Source organism: Nocardioides anomalus (genome assembly GCF_011046535.1).
In the GTDB taxonomy this organism is placed as follows: Bacteria; Actinomycetota; Actinomycetes; order Propionibacteriales; family Nocardioidaceae; genus Nocardioides; species Nocardioides anomalus.
The window spans coordinates 4,628,663-4,647,190 of sequence record NZ_CP049257.1 but is presented as its reverse complement, the minus strand read 5'-3'; the positions used below and the strand labels follow the sequence as shown (position 1 = coordinate 4,647,190).

The following is an 18,528-nucleotide window of genomic DNA, read 5'->3' as shown; positions in this document are numbered from 1 at the left end:
GTGACCTGCGCCGCGGGTACTGCGTTCACCTGTCAGGTCGGGGCGCAGACAGGGGGTGACGCGGTGGTGACGGCGCTGGAGGTCGACTGGTCCTTCACCGACGTCGACGGCGTGCGCGGGTGGCTGCACGTGCTGACCATCCCGGTCTTCACCGGCGTGGTGGGCTGGCTGATCAACTGGTCGGGGCTGTGGATGCTGTTCTCGCCCGAGCGCTTCCACGGGGTGCACGTGCCGGGGCTCAAGCCGCTGGCCCGGGCGCTGCCGCGCAAGGCGCAGGAGGTCCCGGGGCTGCTGCAGGGTGGGCTGGGGTGGCAGGGCATCGTGCCGGCGCGGGCGGCCAAGATGGGCAGCATCGCGGTGGACAAGGTCATCGCCAAGGTGGGGACGCCGCGCGACTTCTACGAGCAGCTCGAGCCGGAGCGCATCGCGGCGCACGTCGTCGACGTCTTCGAGCCCGACCTGCCGGCGCTGATCGACGAGATCATGCGGCGCGAGCAGCCCCGGCTGTGGCGCGACCTGCCGCCGTGGGGTCGCCGGGCCGTCGTGCGCAGGGTGCAGGACCAGCTGCCGACGGTGGTGCAGCGCATCACCGACGAGATCGGGGAGCACATCGACCAGCTGCTCGACCCGAAGCTGATGGTCATCGAGCACTTCCGGGCCCACCCGGGGCTGGTGGCCGCGATCTTCCGCGAGGTGGGGGCGCGGGAGCTGCGGCTGATGGTGACCTTCGGGTTCGTCTTCGGCTTCCTGCTCGGCGTGCCGGTGGCGGTGGTCGACCACTGGTTCAGCGCGTGGTGGCTGCTGCCGCTGCTCGGCGTGGTCGTCGGGTGGGTGACCAACAAGCTCGGCATGTGGCTGATCTTCGAGCCGCTCGAGCCGCGGCGGGTGCTCGGGGTGCGGGTGCAGGGACTGTTCCTGCGCCGCCAGGACGAGGCGGCCGAGGTCTACGCGCGCAACATCGCCGACGACGTCATCACGCTGGAGCGGATCGGCGACTTCCTGCTCAACGGTCCGCGCGGCGACCTGACCCAGGCGATGCTGACCCGCGCGCTGCGCCCGGCCATCGACGACGCGGCCGGGCCGCTGCTGCCGGTCGTGCGCGTCGCCGTCGGGGCCGGGCGCTTCGAGCGGATCCGCGACGACATCGCGGTCGAGGCCGTCGGCCGCACCGAGCTGGCGCTGCGCGACCCTGCCTTCGGACGCGAGCAGTCCCTGCGGATGCGCGAGCTGGTGGCCCGGCGCACCCAGGAGCTCCCGCCCGCGGACTTCGTGGAGATGATGCGCTCGGCCTTCCGCGAGGACGAGTGGATGCTCTACGCCCACGGCGCGGTCATGGGCTTCGCGGGTGGCGTGCTGCACCTGCTGGTCTTCGGGGTGGGTGGCGCGTGAGCGACGAGCGCGACCCCGCGAGGGAGCTGGCCCGCTGGCTGGAGACGACCGGCGAGGAGCTGCCCGGCCTGGCCCGCATCGTGGCCGGTACGACGGCGCGCGGCCTGGCCTGGACGGCCGGCTCCTACCTGCGCTCCGGGCGGCTGCTGGCCCGGGCGCTCAACGACCCGAAGGCCGCCACCGAGCTGCTGAACGAGGTGGCCGACGACGTCGCGGTCGCCTCCCGCGCGGTGGCCGAGGTGGCCGACGCGGTCGCGCGCGGCGTACCCCTCTCCCAGGCGCTGCGCGACGCCGGGACCACGCTCGCCCAGGTGCTCCCCGAGCCGCCCCCACCGCCGGAGCCCACGCGCGAGCCGACCCTGCGCGAGCGCGGCGAGCAGCTGCTCGAGCGCTCCCGCGACGTGTGGCGCGAGGAGGAGCCGCACCCGGCGTACGCCCGGATCCTCGACGACCTCGCCCCCGACGAGGGCCGGGTCCTGGTGCACCTGCTGCGCGACGGCCCGCAGCCGGCGGTCGACGTGCGCACCGGCGGACCGGTCGGCGTGGTCAGCTCCACCCTGGTCGCGTCCGGGCTGACCATGATCGGCGCCCGCGCCGGGGTGCGCCACGACGACCAGGTGCCGGCGTACCTCAACAACCTGTTCCGCCTCGGCCTGGTCTGGTTCTCCACCGAGCAGGTCGAGGACCCGGTGGAGTACCAGGTCCTCGAGGCCCAGCCCGACGTGCTGGCCGCGGTGCACAGCGTGCGCTTCGCCAAGATCGTGCGCCGTTCGATCCACCTGACGCCGTTCGGCACCGGCTTCTGCCGCAGCTGCCTGGCCGACCCGTCCGAGCTGCCCGACCTCCCGGAGCACGGGGCGCCGCGCGACTGACCTCTGGTCTGCCGTGCTTGACCCCGGGCTTTACATCTCGTACCTTTCTGTCAACCCGCTTGACAGATTCAACGTTGTTGTAAAGTCCGAGGAGCGACGCGTGGACACCATCGCCAACACGACCGTGCCGGCCGGCTCGACCGAGCAGTGGCACGACCCCAAGCGCTACCTCTGGCTCATCGGCCTGGTCGTGCCCAGCCTGTTCTTCATCGGCTACGCCGGCTGGGTCACCACCGGCTTCGGCGGCTGGTTCTGGATCGGTCCGGTGGTGATCCTGGTGATCGTCCCCGCCATCGACCTCGTCGCGGGGCTCGACCGCTCCAACCCGCCGGACGACGTCATCGAGGCGCTCGAGCAGGACCGCTACTACCGGTGGATCACCTACGCCTTCCTGCCCATCCAGTACGTCGGGTTCGTCTCCGCGATGTACCTCATCGCGCGCGGCGACCCGCTCGGGGTCGGCGGCGACCTCGCGGTGTGGGAGAAGGTCGGGCTGGCCATCAGCATCGGCAGCATCGGCGGCATCGGCATCAACACCGCCCACGAGCTCGGCCACAAGAAGGAGAGCCACGAGCGCTGGCTGTCCAAGGTCGCGCTGGCCCAGAGCTTCTACGGCCACTTCTACATCGAGCACAACCGTGGCCACCACGTCCGCGTGGCGACCCCCGAGGACCCGGCCAGCAGCCGGGTGGGCGAGAGCTTCTACCGGTTCTGGCCGCGCACGGTCCTCGGCTCGCTCAGGAGCGCGTGGCGGCTGGAGAAGCGGCGCTACGCCCGCAAGAAGCAGCACCCGTTCCGGCTCGGCAACGACGTGCTCAACGCCTGGCTGATGTCGGCGGTGCTCTGGGGTGCGCTCATCGCCTGGCTCGGCGTCGGCATCGCGCCGTACCTGCTCGTCCAGGCGGTCGTCGGCTTCTCGCTGCTCGAGGTCGTCAACTACATGGAGCACTACGGGATGCTGCGCCAGAAGGTCGGCGTCGGCGAGCGGCAGCGCTACGAGCGGGTCGACCCCACGCACTCGTGGAACTCCAACAACATCGCCACCAACGTGCTGCTCTACCACCTGCAGCGGCACAGCGACCACCACGCCAACCCGACCCGGCGCTACCAGACGCTGCGCGACTACGAGGAGTCCCCGGTGCTGCCGACCGGGTATGCCGGGATGATCGTGCTCGCCGCCGTGCCCCCGGTCTGGCGCCGCGTCATGGACCGTCGCGTGCTGGACCACTTCGACGGCGACCTGTCCCGGGCCAACCTCGCGCCGCACCGGCGCGCGCGCATCCTGGCGGCGTACCCGCCGCCTGGGCACCGCGACGCGGTGGCCGGCGCGGCGGCGTCGGCGGGACCGGTCGGGGACGAGGAGGTCCTGGCCGCCCGCTGCCCGGGCTGCGGCTACACCTACGACGTGGTGGCCGGCGACGAGCGCGAGGGCTTCGCGGCGGGCACGGCGTGGGCGGACATCCCGGACACGTGGTGCTGCCCGGACTGCGGCGTGCGCGAGAAGGTCGACTTCGTGCCCCTGGACCGGTCGCTGGCCGCGGGGACGTAACGTCGCGGGTGTGACCACCGCGCCGCCGACCACCATGCGCGAGCGCGTCGTGGACGCGGCGGTCACGCTCACCACCGGCGTCGGGTGGAGCCAGGTCACCATGGCCCGCCTGGCCGAGGTGGTCGGTGTCAGCCGGCAGACGGTCTACAACGAGATCGGCTCCAAGCCGCGGCTGGCCGAGGCCATGATCCTGCGCGAGCTGGACCGCTTCCTCGGCGTGGTCACGCTGGCCTTCGACGCCCACCCCGACGACCTGGTCGACGCGATCCGCGCCGCCGCCCGCGCGGTGCTCGAGACCTCGCAGGACAACAAGCTCCTGCACGCGGTCGTCTCGGCCACCCACGGCGCCGACACCGAGCTGCTGCCGCTGCTCACCACGCACGCCGGCGCCCTGCTGGCCACGGCCAAGGCCGTGCTGGTCGAGCGGGTCGCGCCGTACGACGTGGCGCTCACGCCCGACCGGCTGGAGGCCGCCGTCGACACCGTGGTGCGCATCGTGCTCAGCCACGTCATGCAGCCCTCCGGCCCCCCGGCCGCGACCGCCGACGACATCGCCTGGATCGCGGGCCGGGTGCTCCGGGGCCAGGACGTGACTCCCTAGGCGTTCTCCTTGCGGAAGACGCTCGCCCCCCACCACATGGCCAGGGCGAAGATCAGCACGGCCCAGCCGGTGCCCCACATGACGTCGGTGGAGCCGAAGTCGCCGGTGAAGACCTCGCGGACCGCGTCGACGATGTAGCGGAACGGCATGAAGTCGGAGATCCGCTGGAGCCAGCCGGCGCCGAGGGTCATCGGCAGCAGGATCCCGGACAGCAGCAGGATCGGCATCATCACGACGTTGACGACCGGGGCCATCACGTTCTCGTCCTTGGTGGACATGGCCAGGGCGTTCGAGGCGGCCGCGCAGGCGCCCCCGACCAGGAGCGTGATGAGCACGCCGAGGACGACGCCGGCGACCGAGCCGCGCATGCCGATGGCGTAGCCCAGCGCGACCAGGATGAGCGCCTGGACCAGGAGCTGGAGCAGGTCGCGCCAGAGCCGGCCGACCAGCAGGGCCGAGCGCGCGGCGGGGGTGACCCGCTCGGCCTCGATGACGCCCTCGCGCCACTCGCCGATGAGCGAGAAGCCGGCGAAGAAGGCACCGAACATCCCCAGTTGCACCAGCAGGCCGGGGACCAGGAAGGTGTAGGCGTTGGTGGTGCCGGTGTCGAACTGGGCGACCAGGGGCTTGAGCAGCGGCCCGAACAGCACCAGGTAGAGCACCGGCTGCATGATGCCGATGAGCACCCAGGCGGGGTTGCGCAGGTTCATCCGGATCTGGCGGCGGAAGACCACCGAGCAGTCACGCAGGTACGACGAGACGGTGGTCATGCGGACTCTCCTGCGGTGGGGGCGTCGGGCTCGTCGGCGTCGCGCAGCGAGCGGCCGGTGAGGGTGAGGAACACGTCGTCGAGGGTGGGGCGGATGACCTCGATGGAGTCGAGGACGACCCCGGAGGACTCCAGGTCGCGCAGCAGCCCGGGCACGGCCTTGCCGGCCCGGGACACCCGGCCGGAGACGACCCGGCCGTCGACGGTGACGTCGTGGGTGAGCGAGGCGAGCCGGTCGCGGGCCACCGCCACCTGGTCGTCGGCGGCCACCTCGAGGGCGACGAGGTCCCCGGAGACGCTGGCCTTGAGGTTGTCGGCGGTGTCACTGGCCACGATCTCGCCCCGGTCGATGATGACGATCCGGTCGGCCAGGGCGTCGGCCTCGTCGAGGTAGTGCGTGGTCAGGAAGACCGTCGCCCCCTCCTGGGTGCGCAGTCCGGAGATGTGCTCCCAGAGGTTGGCGCGGGCCTGCGGGTCCAGCCCGGTCGTGGGCTCGTCGAGGAAGACCAGTGACGGCGAGTGGATCAGCCCCATCACGATGTCCAGGCGGCGCTTCTGCCCACCCGACATGGACTTGTTCATCCGCTTCCACAGACCGTCGAGCTGGAACTTCTCGAACAGCTCCTGACCCTTGGCCACCGCGTCCTTGCGCGACATCCCGTAGAGCATCCCGTGGTCGACGACCTCGTCCCCGGCGTAGGCGCCGGAGAACGTCGAGCCGACCTGCGAGCAGTAGCCGATGCTGCGCCGCACCTGCACCGGCTGGGTCGCCACGTCGTACCCCGCCACCCGTGCCGTCCCGGCGGTCGGCTTGAGCAGCGTGGTCAGCATCCGCAGCGTCGTGGTCTTGCCCGCGCCGTTGGGGCCGAGGAAGCCGACGACCTCGCCCTCGGCCACGTCGAGGTCGACGCCCTTGACGGCGTGCACCTCCTTCTTCGCCTTCCCCTGCCCCGTGTGGAAGGTCTGCACGAGCCCTCGTGCCTCGATCATCTGCGCTCCCGCCTGTAGTCAACATTGACCATGGTCAACCTTGAACAAGACCCCGTCAACATCCGTGCTCGCACGACCGACCCCGCGGCCGGCCCGGACTCATCGGTCGGCGCGGTCGAGGATCTCGCGGTAGCGCTCGCGGTCGGCGGCCATCTGCCACCCCGGGTCCCCGGCCGGCGGCTCCCACTCCGGCCGGGTCCCGGTGGCGAGCTCGTCGACGACCTCGCGCAGCCAGCCCAGCTCGGCCACGGTCACGTCGTACCAGAGCAGCGCGCCCTGCAGCACGTGCGGCGGGACCGCGTCGCTGCGCATCTTGATCTCGGTGAACTCGGCCAGCGTCGCCTCGAGGTGGACGCGCCGCTGCACCAGGCTGCGTCGAGCGAGGTCGGCCGGCAGCACCGAGGGGTACATCGAGAACGCCGCCATGAAGTCCGAGCGGTCGTAGAGCTCGACGGTCTCCAGGGCCGTGGTGGTGAGCCGCTCGAGCTCGGTCCGCCCGGACCCGGTGAGCTCGTAGACCGTCACCTCGCGACCGCCGTCGACCAGCTCGTGCCGGGCCAGGTGCCCCTGCCGGGCCAGCGTGGTCAGTCCGCCGTAGATCGAGCCGGGGTTGAGGTGCGCCCAGCGGTCGACCTGCCAGGACGTGAGCTCGCGGCGGATCTGGTAGCCGTTGACCGGCTCGAAGATGCCCACCGCACCCAGGAGCAGCAGGCGGGTTGCGGTGGCGGCCACCGCCCGATCCTCTCAGGACCACCGCACCGCCGTGAGGTGCCGCCACTGGTCGGCGGGGCCCTCGCTCCCGGCCGCGTCGGTGCGGTTCCACAGCCGGAGGTAGAGCTCGACCGCGCCGCCGGTGAGCTCCCAGTCCGCCTCGGGCGGCTCGGCGCCGCCGTGCCGGGTGGTCCGCGCGGGGCGGGGGCCGAGCTCGACCGACCACCAGTCGGTCACGTCGTCGGGTCGTACGACGAGCAGCGCGTCCTCCTCGCAGCGCAGCCGGGACCGGGGCCGGGTGAGGAAGCCGCCGAGCAGCTCGTCGATGCCGTCGCCGGCGAGCTCGGGGTCGAGCCACACCTCGTCGGCCCGGGGCGGCCGGCCCAGCGCCGCCGCGAGCGCGTCCACCGCGTGGACCGAGGTCTCGTGGCACTGCCGGCGCGCCCAGAAGGCGGCGGGCCGTGGGGCGTCGAGCAGGAAGACCGGCGCGTCGAGGGTCTCGGGCGCGGCCTCCAGGGCGCTCGCCAGATCGGCGACCCCCTCCGCCAGCCATCCGGTCGGGTCGGCGGCGGCGCGGCCCGCGGCCTCGAACCCGGTGACCTCGTCGTCGTCGGGGTGCCGGCCCCGCACCAGCGCCGCGGCCCAGCGGTGCACCATCCCCTGGTGGGCGACCAGGTCCAGCACCGTCCACTCCGGGCACGTCGGGACGGGTGCGTCCACGCCCGCCCGGTCGGCGTACGTCGTGAACGCGCTCGCCGCCTCGCGGAGCCCGGCGAGGTGCTGCGCGGTGGTCAGCTGGGTCGGCACGCGGCGAGTGTGACCCCGCGCGGAGCGCGCCCGCGAGCCATTTCTCTCGTAGGTTGGAGGGCGTGGCGGACCTCCCCTTCGGCATCGACTTCGGCGGCACCGGCATCAAGGGCGCGCCGGTCGACCTCGACCAGGGCGAGTTCGCCGCCGAGCGGGAGCGGATCCGCACCCCCTCGCCGTCGACGCCCGAGGCCGTGGCCGAGGTCTTCGTCGACCTGCTCAGCCGGTTCCCGGACTCGCGCGGCCCGGTCGGCGTGACCGTGCCCGCCGTGGTCCGCCACGGCGTGGTGAAGTCGGCGGCCAACATCGACCCGGCCTGGGTCGGCACCGACGCCGACCAGCTGTTCACCGAGGCCACCGGTCGCGACGTCCACGTGGTCAACGACGCCGACGCCGCCGGGCTGGCCGAGGCGAGGTACGGCGCGGCGAAGGGCCGCTCCGGCCTGGTCATCGTGACCACCCTGGGCACCGGCATCGGCTCGGCGTTCATCCACAACGGCGTGCTCGTGCCCAACTCCGAGCTGGGCCACCTCGAGATCGACGGCCACGACGCGGAGTCCCGTGCAGCCAACAGCGCCCGCGAGCGCGACGAGCTGAGCTTCAAGCACTGGGCCAAGCGGCTGGTGAAGTACTACAACACCCTGGAGATGCTGTTCTCGCCCGACCTGTTCGTGGTCGGCGGCGGCATCAGCAAGCAGGCGGACGAGTTCTTGCCGATGGTGGCCGAGAAGCTCGAGACCGAGATCGTCCCGGCCCAGCTGCTCAACAAGGCCGGCGTGGTCGGCGCCGCCCTCTGCGCGGTCGAGGAGCTCGCCGAGTAGCTGCCCCGGGGCAGTACAGACCGGTGCGTGCCCGAGGACCGGTCCGTCGGCGGTGTGCGCCACAATGACCGGATCGGCGTGCGGGGGCGCGCCGCTCTTGGGATGCAGGGGGTTCGTGGGGGATGGCGGAAGGGGCTGCGCGCGCTCGCTGGCGGGACGCCCTGGTGCTGGCCGTGCTGGCGGTGGTGATCCTCGGCGGAGTGATCCACTACGGCCGCGGCCTGGCCGCGGACGACGGGGGCGAGTTCGTCGGCAGCGCCGGCCCGGGCCGCTCCGCGCTCCCCTCGCCGTCGCCGAGCGCGCAGGAGACCGCGCAGCTCGAGAGCGGTCCGCCCACCGACCCGGCCGAGCCGCCGGCCCCGGCCGGCGGCACCTGCTGGGACGGCCGTGCCACCACCTCGCTGCGGCTGTGCGGGCTGCCCGAGGGCGCCCGCGGCCTGGCCTGGGTCTTCCCGTCGTTCGAGAAGGACCGCCCCTTCTGCCACAAGGCGCCGCGCAACGCGGACAGCTATCGCGTCGTGGCGTCCTTCGAGTGCTTCCAACGCGCGGCCGGGCAGCCGGTCACCGTCGTCTACGACCAGGTCCAGGACCCCGAGCGGGTCGAGGACTGGCTGCTGGCCCGGCTCGGGCGCCAGCGCATGCACCAGCTGCCGGGCTCGCACGGCGGGCGCTGCGTGTTCACCGACGGCCGCAGCCGACCGGCCCGGATCACCGGCACCTACGAGCGCTTCCCCTACGTCGTGTCGGTCTACGCCCAGAGCCCGCAGGCCGCCAAGGCCGCGTGGCAGCGGCTGACCTTCCGCGACGAGGCCGAGATCCGCGGCACCCGCGCGGGGTGAGCCTCAACCCGAGCCTCAACCCGAGCCTCACCGGGGCTCAGGCGTCGCCGGTCCCCGCCCCGCGGATGGCGGCGGCGACGGCCTTCGGCACCTGGGTGTTGAAGACGGTCGGGATGATGAAGTTCGGGTTCAGCTCCTCGTCGCGCACCACGTGGGCGATGGCGTCGGCGGCGCGCAGCAGCATGTCGATGGTGATGTCGCGGGCGCGCGCGTCGAGCAGGCCGCGGAACACGCCCGGGAAGGCCAGCACGTTGTTGATCTGGTTGGGGTAGTCCGAGCGGCCGGAGGCGACCACGGCGGCGTACTTCTCGGCCTCGGCGGGGTCGACCTCGGGGTCGGGGTTGGCCAGGGCGAAGACCACCGGCTTCTCGGCCATGGTGCCGATCCACTCCGGCTGCAGGATGCCGGGCGCGCTGACCCCGATGAAGACGTCGGCGTCGACCAGGCACTCCTGGAGGCTGCCCTGGACGTGGCGGGGGTTGGTGACCTCGGCCAGCTCGGTGTGGGCCGGCGACAGCGAGCCGTCACCGGAGCAGATCGCGCCCTCCTTGTCGACGACCACGACGTCGCTGACCCCGGCGGCGATGAGGAGGGTGACGATGGCGGTGCCGGCCGCGCCGGCGCCGGAGACGACCACGCGGGAGTCGGTGAGCTTCTTGCCGACCACGCGCAGCGCGTTGGTGAGCGCGGCCAGCACCACGATGGCGGTGCCGTGCTGGTCGTCGTGGAAGACCGGGATGTCCAGGCTCTCGCGCAGCCGCTGCTCGATCTCGAAGCAGCGGGGCGCGGCGATGTCCTCGAGGTTGATGCCGCCGAAGCCCGGGGCGATCATCTCGACCGCGCGCACGATCTCGTCGGTGTCCTGGCTGGCCAGGCAGATCGGCCAGGCGTCGATGCCGGCGAACCGCTTGAACAGCGCGGCCTTGCCCTCCATGACCGGCAGCGCCGCGCCGGGGCCGATGTTGCCCAGGCCCAGGACCGCGGAGCCGTCGGTGACCACCGCGACGCTGTTGCCCTTGATGGTCAGGCGCGAGACGTCGTCGGGGTTCTCGGCCAGGGCCATCGACACCCGGCCGACGCCGGGGGTGTAGGCCATCGACAGGTCGTCGCGGTTGCGCAGCGGGACCTTGGAGGTGACCTCGATCTTGCCGCCGATGTGCAGCAGGAAGGTCCGGTCGCTGACCTTGTAGACCTCCACGCCGTCGATGGCGTCGACGGCCTGCTCGAGCCGCTTGGAGTGCTCGGCGTCGCTGGCCGAGCAGGTCACGTCGAGGACCAGGCGGTCGCGGGTGGAGTCGACCACGTCGATGGCGGTGACCACGCCCCCGGCCGCGGAGATCGCCGTGGCCACCGCCCCCACGATGCCGTGGTCGGGCGCGGTGTGGAGCCGCATGGTGATGGAGTACGACGACGCGGTCACGGACACGGCGCCAACCCTTCCCCGCGGGCGGCGTACGGGCAAGTCACCGCCCCGCCGCTCAGGCCCGCTCCTCGGCGCCCAGGTGGTCCAGGAGGTTCTGCGAGAAGTTGTCGCCCATGGTGTCGATGACCTTGCGCATCGTGGCCTTGACCGCGCGACCGGCGGCCTTGGGCAGCGGTAGGTCGAGGGTGATCTCCAGGTCGGTGACCAGGGTGGTGCCGCCGTCGTCGGCCGGCGCGAGGGAGTACCACCCCTCGACCCCGGCCTTCTCCTGCTTCCCCGCGGGCGGGTCGTGGTGGAAGTCGATGCGGTCCGGCTCGTCGAAGACCATCTTCTCGGTGAACGCGGGCGCGACCTTGACGCCCAGGACGTCGATGCCGGCCATCTCCCAGCGCCAGTGGTCGCCGTCGGCGGTGATCTGCTTGAGGAACGGCGTGAACCGCGCCATCAGGTCCGGGTCGACGAGCACCGCCCAGACCTCCTCGGGCGAGGCGGTGATGACGGCCTCGGCGTGCGTCTTGGCGGAGAAGGAAGCCATGGCCGGTCGGTACCCGTCACCCGTCCGGGGGTACCGGCGTTGACGTGAGCATGACGCTGACCGACTTCGACGCGACCTCCCTCGACGGCTCCGGCGTCGACCTCTCGGCGTACGCCGGCCAGGTGGTGCTGGTCGTCAACACCGCCTCGCAGTGCGGTTTCACCCCGCAGTACGCCGGCCTGCAGGAGCTCTACGACCGCTACGGCGAGCAGGGCTTCACCGTGCTCGGCTTCCCGTGCGACCAGTTCGGTCACCAGGAGCCGGGCTCGGAGGAGGAGATCGGCGCGTTCTGCGAGCGCAACTACGGCGTCACCTTCCCGATGTTCAGCAAGGTCGACGTCAACGGCGACGGCGCGCACCCGTTGTTCCGCTGGCTGCGCGAGCAGAAGGGCGGCCTGCTCGGCGACCGGGTGAAGTGGAACTTCACCAAGTTCCTCGTCGGCCGCGACGGGCAGGTGCTCGACCGCTACGCCCCGACCACCGCGCCGGCCAAGCTGTCCGGCGACATCGAGAAGGCGCTCGGCTCCTAGCGCTTCCTCTTCTTCGGCTTCCACTTCCAGGTGGTGGTCGCCGGCGGTGAGACGTTGCCGGCCGCGTCGACGGCGATGACGCTCAGCGTGTGCTTGCCGTGTCGCTTCGGCTGCACGACGTACGGCGAGGCGCACGGCACCGCGCGGAGCTGGTCGAGCTGGCACCAGAAGGTCGACGGCTCGCTCGCGGCGAAGGTGAACGTCGCCTTGCGCTTGGCGATCCTGCGACCCGGCGTGCGTCCGAACGTCGCCGCCGGGGCGGCCGTGTCGGGCACCAGCTCGTCGGCGCCGATGTCGATCGCGCGGAGCGCCACGCGGGGCTGGCCGTCGATGTCGGTCGTGCCGGTGCTGGCGTCCCGGGAGCCGGCGTTGACCGTGGGCGAGGTGGTGGCCTGGTGGTAGGTGACGGTGTCGGCGAAGACCGGCAGCGCCCGCTGGTTGCCGTTGGCCGTCGACGAGGTGATCCCCGCGAGGCCCGAGGTCGAGGTGGTCCGGTAGTTGGACGTGGCCAGCGTGACCAGCGCGAAGCGGTTGTCGCCGTTCGCGGCCGCCCGCACGTCGGCGGCCACGCCCGAGGCGATGACGCTGCGGCCGGAGAGGGAGAGGTTGGTGTTGGCGTCCTGCGCCTCGGCGCGGATGCCGTAGGAGCCGGCGCCGGTCGCGACGGCCGTGACGTTGCGGACCGTGAGCGTGCCGGTGTCGGCCGACCAGGAGTCGTCGAGCGCGACGCCGCCGGCGGCGGTGTTGACGCAGACGCTGTCGCGCAGCAGGCCGCTGAAGGCGATCCCGCACGAGATCAGCCCGGACGAGCGGACCTCGACGTGCTCCACGCGGACGTTGGCGGCCAGCACGTTGAGCGCCCACAGCGAGCCCTGGTGCTGGATGGTCACGTCGCTCAGCCGGACGCCGGAGCCCTTGAGGGTCACCGCGCTGTCGGCGGCGCTGTTGAGGACCGGGCGGGGCTGGCCGGCCACGCCGTGCACGTTGAGGTTGCTGGCGCTGCTGCTGATCGGGCCCATGGCGTTGTAGCTGCCGGGGGTGAGGACCACCTCGTCGCCGGACGCCGCGGCGCCCACGGCCTGGGTCACCGCGCAGGGTGCGGCCGCGGTGCACGCCGTGCCGCTGCCCGCCGGGGCGGCGTAGCGGACCGTCGCCGCCTGCGCGGGGGCCGCGACCACGACACCGGCCGCGACGGTGGCGGCAGTGGCGGCGGCCAGGACCGCGGCGAGAGACCTCACGAGGACGAAGGATAGGTCCGCAGCGTCCCGGTCGCCCGGACCGGCTGCTGGTGACCGGCCGGGTTGTGGTGCCCGTCGAGCAGCACGCGCACCCGCCGGTCGCCCAGGTCGAGCACCACCGCGTCGTCCTCGATCGTCTCCACCTCGCCGCACACCACGAACCGGAGCCCGTCGACCTGGTCGAGCACCGAGCCCGGCGGACACCGCTCGAGGTCCTCGGTGGCCACCAGGACCATGTCCTGGCGCAGGCGGGAGCCGAATCGCAGCAGGAGCAGCACCAGCACGAGCAGGAACACGTCGGCGACCACCGTGATGACCAGCCCCACGCCGCCGCGCGCCTCGCCTGCGACCTCCCAGACCGTGGTCGAGCCGGGCAGCACGCGCACCGTCGTCGTCCCGCGGGCCACCGCGTCGTCGTACGCCGACTCCTCGACCGGCACGGTGCCGCCGAAGGCCGGCTGGTCGCCGCGCGCGGGGACCGCGAAGGTGAGGAAGCGCCCGTCCTCGGCGTGGTCGGTCACGTCGGCGGTCACGTCCACGCCGTCCTGGTCGAGGCGGTGCTCCTGCCAGCGGCTGTGCACGAACGGCAGGTTGACCATCACCACGACCAGCAGGACGAGGAGCAGCTTGCCCCTCACCCGTCCGCGCCCCGCCAGGGCACGCCCCACCGGGCGCCGTGGGCGGTCTCGCGCAACGGGCGCCGGCGCCTGGCCCGGCCCTCCCGTTCCCGGTCCCGCTCGGGCACGTCGGCCGGGTCGCCCAGCACACCGACCGCGATGCCGGCCATGACCTTGACGTACGCCGGCACGCCGAGCCCGGCCGCGAGCGCCTCCTTGTCGAAGCCGGCGAACTGGTGCGCGTGCAGCCCCATGGCGCGCGCCTGGAGCGTGAGGTGGGCCGCCGCCTGGCCGGCGTCGTACTCGGCGTGGAAGGGCTTGTACCCGCCCTCACCCTCCTCGTCGGGCGCGACCTGGGCGGTCACCACGAACACCGCGGAGGCCCGCGGCACCCAGCCGGCGTTGCCGCGCGAGAGGTGGCGCACCAGCACCGCGTGGCTGGCGCTCCCACGCTCGCACACGACGAACGCCGCGGGTTGGGCGTTGCCGCAGCTCGGCGCCCACTGCGCGGCGGTCAGCATCAGCCGCAGCTCGTCCGGCGACAGCTCGTGGGTGTCGTCGAAGACGCTCGGGCTCCAGCGGGAGCGCATCGGCTCGGCCAGCCCCGCCTGGCTCCCCTCAGGCTCCCGCTCGCTCATGGGGCCGAGTCTGGCAGCGGGGTGCCAGAGTCCAGTTTCACCGGCCGGCCGGTGAAACTCACGCTTGGAGTACGGGCCTCGACCCGATTCCGCCAGTTTCGTACTACCCGACGGGACCAGAGGTGGCGGTGGTGCTGGTGACGTAGCCCAGGAACCGGCGTACGGCGGCCGGGTCGGCCTCGCACTGCCAGGCCAGCGTGGTCGGCCGCTGGGCGCGGTCGTGCCAGAGTGCGGGCTCGTGGAGGCCGGCCGGGTGGCGACCAGCCAGACCGCGGTGTCGGCGCCGTCCGCCGCGTCGCGCAGGACCGGCCCGGTGACCCGGCGGAAGGTCGGCAGGTGGGTGGCCACGCCGGGGGTCTCGACCCAGCCGGGGTGCATGCTCTCGACGAGCACGCCGGTGCCGACCAAGTGCCGCGCCCAGGCGTCGGCCAGGACCACCTGCATCCGCTTGGTGCGGGCGTAGGCCTGGACGCCGTTGAACGTGCCGTCGCGGTACTCGATCGCGTCGGGGTCGTCGCGCAACCGCGCGCCGTACATCCCGCCGGAGCTCATCCACACCACGCTGGCCGGGCCGGCCCGCAGCGCGTCGAGGAGCAGCGTGGTGAGCAGGTGCGGTCCGAGGACGTGGGTGGCCAGGGTCAGCTCGTGGCCCTGGGCGCTCTCCTCGCGCGACGAGGTCATGGTGCCGGCGTTGTGGACCACGCCGTGCAGCGCGCCGACGCGCGCGGCGAAGGCGGGTGCCCAGGCGCGGACGGCGTCGAGGTCGGAGACGTCGCAGACCTCCTCGACGACCTCGGCGGTGGGTACGGCGAGCCGCAGCTCCCGGGCCACGCCGGCCAGCTTGGCGGCGTTCCGGCCGAGCAGGTGGACGGTGGCCCCGAGGTCGGCGAAGGACCGGCCCATGGCCTCGCCGATGCCCGAGGTCGCGCCGGTGACCAGCACCCGGCGGCCCGCCAACGCGCCCGGCTCGGGGTCGGCGGGCCACCAGCGGCGCCGCAGCCCGGAGCCCACGCGGCTGTAGCCGAGCACCACCGAGCGGTCGAGCGCGGCGTCGATGAGCGAGGTCACGTCCATGTCGATGGGTGTACCCCACCCCTGGTCGGAGACCATGGGGGCGTGAGCGACCCCACCCCGCCACGCCGGCCGCGGCACCTGATGGATCCGGACAACCCGGTCCGGCAGGTCAACGACCGCTCCTTCACCCACGTGCAGCGGTGGGTGGGCTCGGTCCTGGCCGTCACCACGATCCTGCACCTGTCGGCGGGCCTGGTCATCGGCGCGCTGTTCATGGACGTCGACAACACCACCGGGCGCGTGGGCATCTGCGTCATCGGCGGGCTCTTCGGGGTCGTGGCCGTCGCGGTGGGGCTGCTCATCCACCAGCGGACGGTCGCCTCGCCCTGGCTGGCCCTCGGCCTCGTCCCCGGCATCGTCGGTGTGGTGCTGGTCCTGAACGACGTCCACCTGTGAGCGCCGGCGTCTACCGGGAGCCGCTCGTCTACGCCCCGGTCGCCCTGCTCGCGGCCACGGTCACCGGCGGGCTGGTCGCGGTGTGGGTGGCCTTCGCCGCGGTGTTCATGGGCGCCCGCCTCGTGGTGCTCACCCGACGGGCCCGCGGCGACGCCTGGCTGGTCACCGGGGTGACGCCCGTCTCGTGACCAGACTCATGGCACTCAGGTCTTGGATCGTTCCAAGAACTCTTGCGACCATGGAGGCATGACCTACCTCCGCACCCTCGTCCGCCGCTTCGACGCCTACACCCTGCGCCACTTCAACCCCCGCGACGTCCGCCGCGGCTTCTGATCCGCCGGCCTCAGGCCAGGAGCGCGACGACCCCGATCGTCACCGGCACGCACCCCAGCGTGCTGACGAAGATCGCGTCGCGCGCCAGCAGCACCCCGCGGTCGTAGCGCGTCGCGATGACGAAGACGTTCTGCGCCGTGGGCAGGGCCGAGATGACGGTCACCGCGAGCAGCGCGGCGTCGTCCAGCCCGAGCAGCCGGCCGGCGACGTAGGCCACCGCCGGCTGGGCCAGCAGCTTGAGCCCAACCGCCAGCCCGAGGTCGCCGGCCGACACGCCGCGGCCCGGCAGCGGCCCGAGCCGCAGGCTGACGCCGTAGGCCAGCAGCATCGCCGGCACCGCCATCCCGCCCACCAGGGCCAGCGGGTCGACCACCGCGTCCGGCAGCGCCACGCCGCTCAGGGCCACGAGCAGCCCGAGCAGGCTGCCGACCGTGATCGGGTTGCGCAGCGGCCGGGTCAGCACCCGGCCCAGCGGCAGCCGCACCGGGCTCACCGCCACGTCCAGCGCCGTGAGCGCGAGCGGCTGGAGCACCAGCAGCTGCAGCAGCAGCACCGGCGCGATCAGCGCCGCGTCGCCGAGGACGTACGCCGCGATGGGCAGCCCGAGGTTGCCCGCGTTGCAGTACGACGAGCACAGCGTCGCGATGACGCTGCGGCCCACGTCCTCACGGCGTACCCGCGCCACCACGAGGGTCACCGCGCCCGTCGCCGCCACCCCGGCCACGATCGCGACGACGTTCAGCGAGAACACCCGGCCCAGGTCGCTCCCCAGCAGCGTCACGAAGAGCAGCGCGGGCGAGGCCAGGTAGAACGCCACCGCCGACAGCACCCGCTGCCCGTTGGCGTCGACCACCCGCGTGTGCGCGAGCAGCATGCCGAGCCCGATCACCACCGCGATGGTCGCGAACCCCGCGAAGACGCCCGACACCCGGCGAGCCTAGGTGGCGACAGGTGGACCTGACCCGGGTTAGGCTCCCGGGCTCGTGAGCTCGGGGACCTCGACCAGCACCTGCACGCGCTGCGGCCACACCGCCCGCCGGCCCGTCCGCCTCACCGAGCGCCTGCGCCGCCTCACCGGCGAGCGCGAGTCCCGCCGCTGCCTGACCGCCATCACCGGCGGCCGCTGCGCCTGCACCGACCGCTTCCACGACGGCCGTTGACCGCAGGCCCCGACACCGACGCGGAGCGCGTGACCGCACTGCTGCGGGAGCAGGCGCCGCACCTGGCCGACCTGCCGGTGCGTCCGGCCGAGGGCTCCGGCAGCAGCAACACGGTCGTCCGGCTGGGTGAGGCGTACGCCGTCCGGCTCCCGCGCTCGACCGAGTACGCCGCCGACCTGCGCAAGGAGGTCGCCTGGCTGCCGCGACTCGGCCCCCTGCTGCCCGCCCCGGTGCCCGAGGTCGTCTTCACCGGTCGGGCCTCCGACCTGTTCCCCCACCCCTGGGCCGTGGTGACCTGGGTCCCCGGCGACCCGCTCGGCGACCTCGACGCCTCGCAGCAGCAGGCCCTGGCCACGGACCTGGGCGCGTTCCTCCAGGGGCTGCACGCGCTGGACACCGCCGGCCTGACCAGCGGTGCGCAGGAGTGGGGCTACCGCTGCGGCGAGCCGGTCACCGCGACCGCCGACGCCTGGGTCGACGAGGCCGCCGACGGCCTCAGCGACCTCTTCGACCCCGCCCGGGTGCGCCGGGCCTGGGGGCTGCTGCGCGACGTACCCGCAGCCACCACGCCCGCGTGCTGGGTGCACACCGACCTCTCCGCCGAGAACCTCCTGGTCCGGCCCGACGGCCACCTCGCCGGCGTCATCGACTTCGGCAGCCTCGGCGTCGGCGACCGCTCGGTCGACCTGCTCTACGCCTGGAGCCTGTTCGACGCCCCGGCCCGCGAGACGCTCCGCGCGGCGGCCGGCGCCGACGCCGCCACCTGGTCCCGCGCCCGGGCCTGGGCCTTCGCCGGGCCGGGGCTGCTGACCATCGCGCACTACGGCGACCAGCTGCCGCGGCGTACCGCCAGGCTCACCGCGATGGTCGAGGCCGTCGCCGCCGAGGTCGGCGTCGACCTGCGCTGAGGCGCCGGGCCCGGGGCCGCGGACAGACCTCGGACAGGCGGAGGGCCCCCGACCTGGTTCGACCAGACCGGGGGCCCTGCGTCACGTGGTGCGCGAGGGGGGAGTTGAACCCCCACGCCCTTTCGGGCACACGGACCTGAACCGTGCGCGTCTGCCTGTTCCGCCACTCGCGCGTGAAGCGGGAGCAAGGTTAGCCCAGGCGGCGGAGGGCGACCAAAAGGCGGCCCACCGGACGGTGACGAGAACCGCACGGGCGGCCCCGGCGTCCCCCCTCAGCGAGTGGGTACACCGATACAGTCGTGGCGACCCGCCGGCCGGAGCGGCTGGT

At 73.2% G+C, this 18,528-nt stretch carries 22 protein-coding genes and 1 tRNA gene; 12 read left to right on the top strand and 11 right to left on the bottom strand.

Features of this window, described 5'->3' with window-relative positions; genetic code table 11:
* Nucleotides 1-63 precede the first annotated feature (63 nt).
* The 4 genes from G5V58_RS23155 to G5V58_RS23140 all read left to right on the top strand — a co-directional run bounded on the left by G5V58_RS23155 (nucleotide 64) and on the right by G5V58_RS23140 (nucleotide 4,411).
* Complete coding sequence (locus tag G5V58_RS23155; RefSeq protein ID WP_165237650.1) at nucleotides 64-1,389, top strand: hypothetical protein; 1,326 nt, start codon at nucleotides 64-66, stop codon at nucleotides 1,387-1,389.
* Complete coding sequence (locus G5V58_RS26230) at nucleotides 1,386-2,261, top strand: Abi-alpha family protein (protein WP_230486889.1); 876 nt, start codon at nucleotides 1,386-1,388, stop codon at nucleotides 2,259-2,261. The genes G5V58_RS23155 and G5V58_RS26230 overlap by 4 nt, the downstream gene beginning before the upstream one ends.
* Nucleotides 2,262-2,361: 100 nt before the next feature.
* Entirely contained in the window at nucleotides 2,362-3,810 is a 1,449-nt protein-coding gene (locus G5V58_RS26785; RefSeq protein WP_230486888.1) for a fatty acid desaturase, read from the top strand.
* Nucleotides 3,811-3,820: 10 nt separating this feature from the next.
* Complete coding sequence (locus G5V58_RS23140) at nucleotides 3,821-4,411, top strand: TetR/AcrR family transcriptional regulator (RefSeq protein WP_230486887.1); 591 nt, start codon at nucleotides 3,821-3,823, stop codon at nucleotides 4,409-4,411.
* On the opposite strand, the gene G5V58_RS23135 is transcribed toward G5V58_RS23140, so the two are convergent.
* The 4 genes from G5V58_RS23135 to G5V58_RS23120 all read right to left on the bottom strand — a co-directional run bounded on the left by G5V58_RS23135 (nucleotide 4,408) and on the right by G5V58_RS23120 (nucleotide 7,688).
* Nucleotides 4,408-5,181, bottom strand: coding sequence for an ABC transporter permease (locus G5V58_RS23135; RefSeq protein ID WP_165237648.1), 774 nt, complete (start codon nucleotides 5,179-5,181; stop codon nucleotides 4,408-4,410). The genes G5V58_RS23140 and G5V58_RS23135 overlap by 4 nt on opposite strands.
* The gene (locus tag G5V58_RS23130; RefSeq protein ID WP_165237646.1) at nucleotides 5,178-6,170 is read right to left on the bottom strand and encodes an ATP-binding cassette domain-containing protein; all 993 of its coding nucleotides are present in this window, start codon (nucleotides 6,168-6,170) and stop codon (nucleotides 5,178-5,180) included. The genes G5V58_RS23135 and G5V58_RS23130 overlap by 4 nt, the downstream gene beginning before the upstream one ends.
* A gap of 99 nt (nucleotides 6,171-6,269) precedes the next feature.
* Complete coding sequence (locus G5V58_RS23125) at nucleotides 6,270-6,902, bottom strand: PadR family transcriptional regulator (RefSeq protein WP_230486886.1); 633 nt, start codon at nucleotides 6,900-6,902, stop codon at nucleotides 6,270-6,272.
* A gap of 12 nt (nucleotides 6,903-6,914) precedes the next feature.
* Nucleotides 6,915-7,688 (bottom strand): maleylpyruvate isomerase family mycothiol-dependent enzyme, encoded by a 774-nt coding sequence (locus tag G5V58_RS23120; protein ID WP_165237644.1) that lies wholly within the window; start codon nucleotides 7,686-7,688, stop codon nucleotides 6,915-6,917.
* 62 nt (nucleotides 7,689-7,750) lie between these two features.
* Here G5V58_RS23120 and ppgK point away from each other — a divergent pair, with 62 nt between their 5' ends.
* Nucleotides 7,751-8,509 (top strand): polyphosphate--glucose phosphotransferase, encoded by a 759-nt coding sequence (ppgK, locus tag G5V58_RS23115; protein ID WP_230486885.1) that lies wholly within the window; start codon nucleotides 7,751-7,753, stop codon nucleotides 8,507-8,509.
* A gap of 122 nt (nucleotides 8,510-8,631) precedes the next feature.
* The gene (locus G5V58_RS23110) at nucleotides 8,632-9,348 is read left to right on the top strand and encodes a hypothetical protein (protein ID WP_165237640.1); all 717 of its coding nucleotides are present in this window, start codon (nucleotides 8,632-8,634) and stop codon (nucleotides 9,346-9,348) included.
* 37 nt (nucleotides 9,349-9,385) lie between these two features.
* Here the strand turns inward: G5V58_RS23110 and G5V58_RS23105 are convergent, their stop codons facing one another.
* Nucleotides 9,386-10,774 carry a malic enzyme-like NAD(P)-binding protein gene (locus G5V58_RS23105; RefSeq protein ID WP_456237794.1) on the bottom strand — a complete coding sequence of 463 codons (1,389 nt, stop codon included), beginning with the start codon at nucleotides 10,772-10,774 and terminating at the stop codon, nucleotides 9,386-9,388.
* A 52-nt stretch (nucleotides 10,775-10,826) separates the two neighbouring features.
* A complete protein-coding gene (locus G5V58_RS23100; protein ID WP_165237638.1) occupies nucleotides 10,827-11,306 on the bottom strand; it encodes an SRPBCC family protein in 480 nt (159 codons plus the stop codon).
* A gap of 50 nt (nucleotides 11,307-11,356) precedes the next feature.
* On the opposite strand from G5V58_RS23100, the gene G5V58_RS23095 reads away from it, so the two are divergent.
* Nucleotides 11,357-11,836 carry a glutathione peroxidase gene (locus G5V58_RS23095; protein ID WP_165239543.1) on the top strand — a complete coding sequence of 160 codons (480 nt, stop codon included), beginning with the start codon at nucleotides 11,357-11,359 and terminating at the stop codon, nucleotides 11,834-11,836.
* On the opposite strand, the gene G5V58_RS23090 is transcribed toward G5V58_RS23095, so the two are convergent.
* The 3 genes from G5V58_RS23090 to G5V58_RS26225 are packed head-to-tail and all read right to left on the bottom strand — an operon-like array spanning nucleotide 11,833 to nucleotide 15,403.
* Entirely contained in the window at nucleotides 11,833-13,074 is a 1,242-nt protein-coding gene (locus tag G5V58_RS23090) for a choice-of-anchor Q domain-containing protein (RefSeq protein WP_165237636.1), read from the bottom strand. The genes G5V58_RS23095 and G5V58_RS23090 overlap by 4 nt on opposite strands.
* Nucleotides 13,071-13,712 (bottom strand): hypothetical protein, encoded by a 642-nt coding sequence (locus tag G5V58_RS23085; RefSeq protein WP_165237634.1) that lies wholly within the window; start codon nucleotides 13,710-13,712, stop codon nucleotides 13,071-13,073. The genes G5V58_RS23090 and G5V58_RS23085 overlap by 4 nt, the downstream gene beginning before the upstream one ends.
* Nucleotides 13,709-15,403: an SDR family NAD(P)-dependent oxidoreductase gene (locus G5V58_RS26225; protein WP_230486884.1), complete on the bottom strand. Its 1,695-nt coding sequence runs from the start codon at nucleotides 15,401-15,403 to the stop codon at nucleotides 13,709-13,711. Before G5V58_RS26225 ends, G5V58_RS23085 begins: the two co-directional genes overlap by 4 nt.
* A gap of 42 nt (nucleotides 15,404-15,445) precedes the next feature.
* Here G5V58_RS26225 and G5V58_RS23070 point away from each other — a divergent pair, with 42 nt between their 5' ends.
* Genes G5V58_RS23070 through G5V58_RS26500 form a run of 3 tightly spaced genes read left to right on the top strand, consistent with a single transcriptional unit; the run spans nucleotide 15,446 to nucleotide 16,132 of the window.
* Complete coding sequence (locus G5V58_RS23070) at nucleotides 15,446-15,799, top strand: hypothetical protein (protein ID WP_230486883.1); 354 nt, start codon at nucleotides 15,446-15,448, stop codon at nucleotides 15,797-15,799.
* Complete coding sequence (locus G5V58_RS23065) at nucleotides 15,796-15,987, top strand: hypothetical protein (protein ID WP_165237630.1); 192 nt, start codon at nucleotides 15,796-15,798, stop codon at nucleotides 15,985-15,987. Before G5V58_RS23070 ends, G5V58_RS23065 begins: the two co-directional genes overlap by 4 nt.
* A gap of 22 nt (nucleotides 15,988-16,009) precedes the next feature.
* The gene (locus G5V58_RS26500) at nucleotides 16,010-16,132 is read left to right on the top strand and encodes a hypothetical protein (RefSeq protein ID WP_268991246.1); all 123 of its coding nucleotides are present in this window, start codon (nucleotides 16,010-16,012) and stop codon (nucleotides 16,130-16,132) included.
* Nucleotides 16,133-16,142: 10 nt separating this feature from the next.
* On the opposite strand, the gene G5V58_RS23060 is transcribed toward G5V58_RS26500, so the two are convergent.
* A complete protein-coding gene (locus tag G5V58_RS23060; RefSeq protein ID WP_165237628.1) occupies nucleotides 16,143-17,060 on the bottom strand; it encodes an AEC family transporter in 918 nt (305 codons plus the stop codon).
* Nucleotides 17,061-17,115: 55 nt separating this feature from the next.
* Between G5V58_RS23060 and G5V58_RS23055 the strand changes: the two genes are divergently transcribed.
* A complete protein-coding gene (locus G5V58_RS23055; protein ID WP_165237626.1) occupies nucleotides 17,116-17,292 on the top strand; it encodes a hypothetical protein in 177 nt (58 codons plus the stop codon).
* 29 nt (nucleotides 17,293-17,321) lie between these two features.
* A complete protein-coding gene (locus G5V58_RS23050) occupies nucleotides 17,322-18,200 on the top strand; it encodes an aminoglycoside phosphotransferase family protein (RefSeq protein ID WP_230486882.1) in 879 nt (292 codons plus the stop codon).
* 86 nt (nucleotides 18,201-18,286) lie between these two features.
* Here G5V58_RS23050 and G5V58_RS23045 read toward each other — a convergent pair.
* Nucleotides 18,287-18,373: transfer RNA gene (locus G5V58_RS23045), tRNA-Leu, on the bottom strand.
* Nucleotides 18,374-18,528: the final 155 nt, after the last annotated feature.

Bases quoted from the DNA above. Each gene is read 5' to 3' on its own strand.
- G5V58_RS23135 (WP_165237648.1), bottom strand. From the start codon at position 5,181: ATGACCACCGTCTCGTCGTACCTGCGTGACTGCTCGGTGGTCTTCCGC.
- G5V58_RS23130 (WP_165237646.1), bottom strand. From the start codon at position 6,170: ATGATCGAGGCACGAGGGCTCGTGCAGACCTTCCACACGGGGCAGGGG.
- G5V58_RS23110 (WP_165237640.1), top strand. From the start codon at position 8,632: ATGGCGGAAGGGGCTGCGCGCGCTCGCTGGCGGGACGCCCTGGTGCTG.
- G5V58_RS23100 (WP_165237638.1), bottom strand. From the start codon at position 11,306: ATGGCTTCCTTCTCCGCCAAGACGCACGCCGAGGCCGTCATCACCGCC.
- G5V58_RS23095 (WP_165239543.1), top strand. From the start codon at position 11,357: ATGACGCTGACCGACTTCGACGCGACCTCCCTCGACGGCTCCGGCGTC.
- G5V58_RS26225 (WP_230486884.1), bottom strand. From the start codon at position 15,403: ATGGACGTGACCTCGCTCATCGACGCCGCGCTCGACCGCTCGGTGGTG.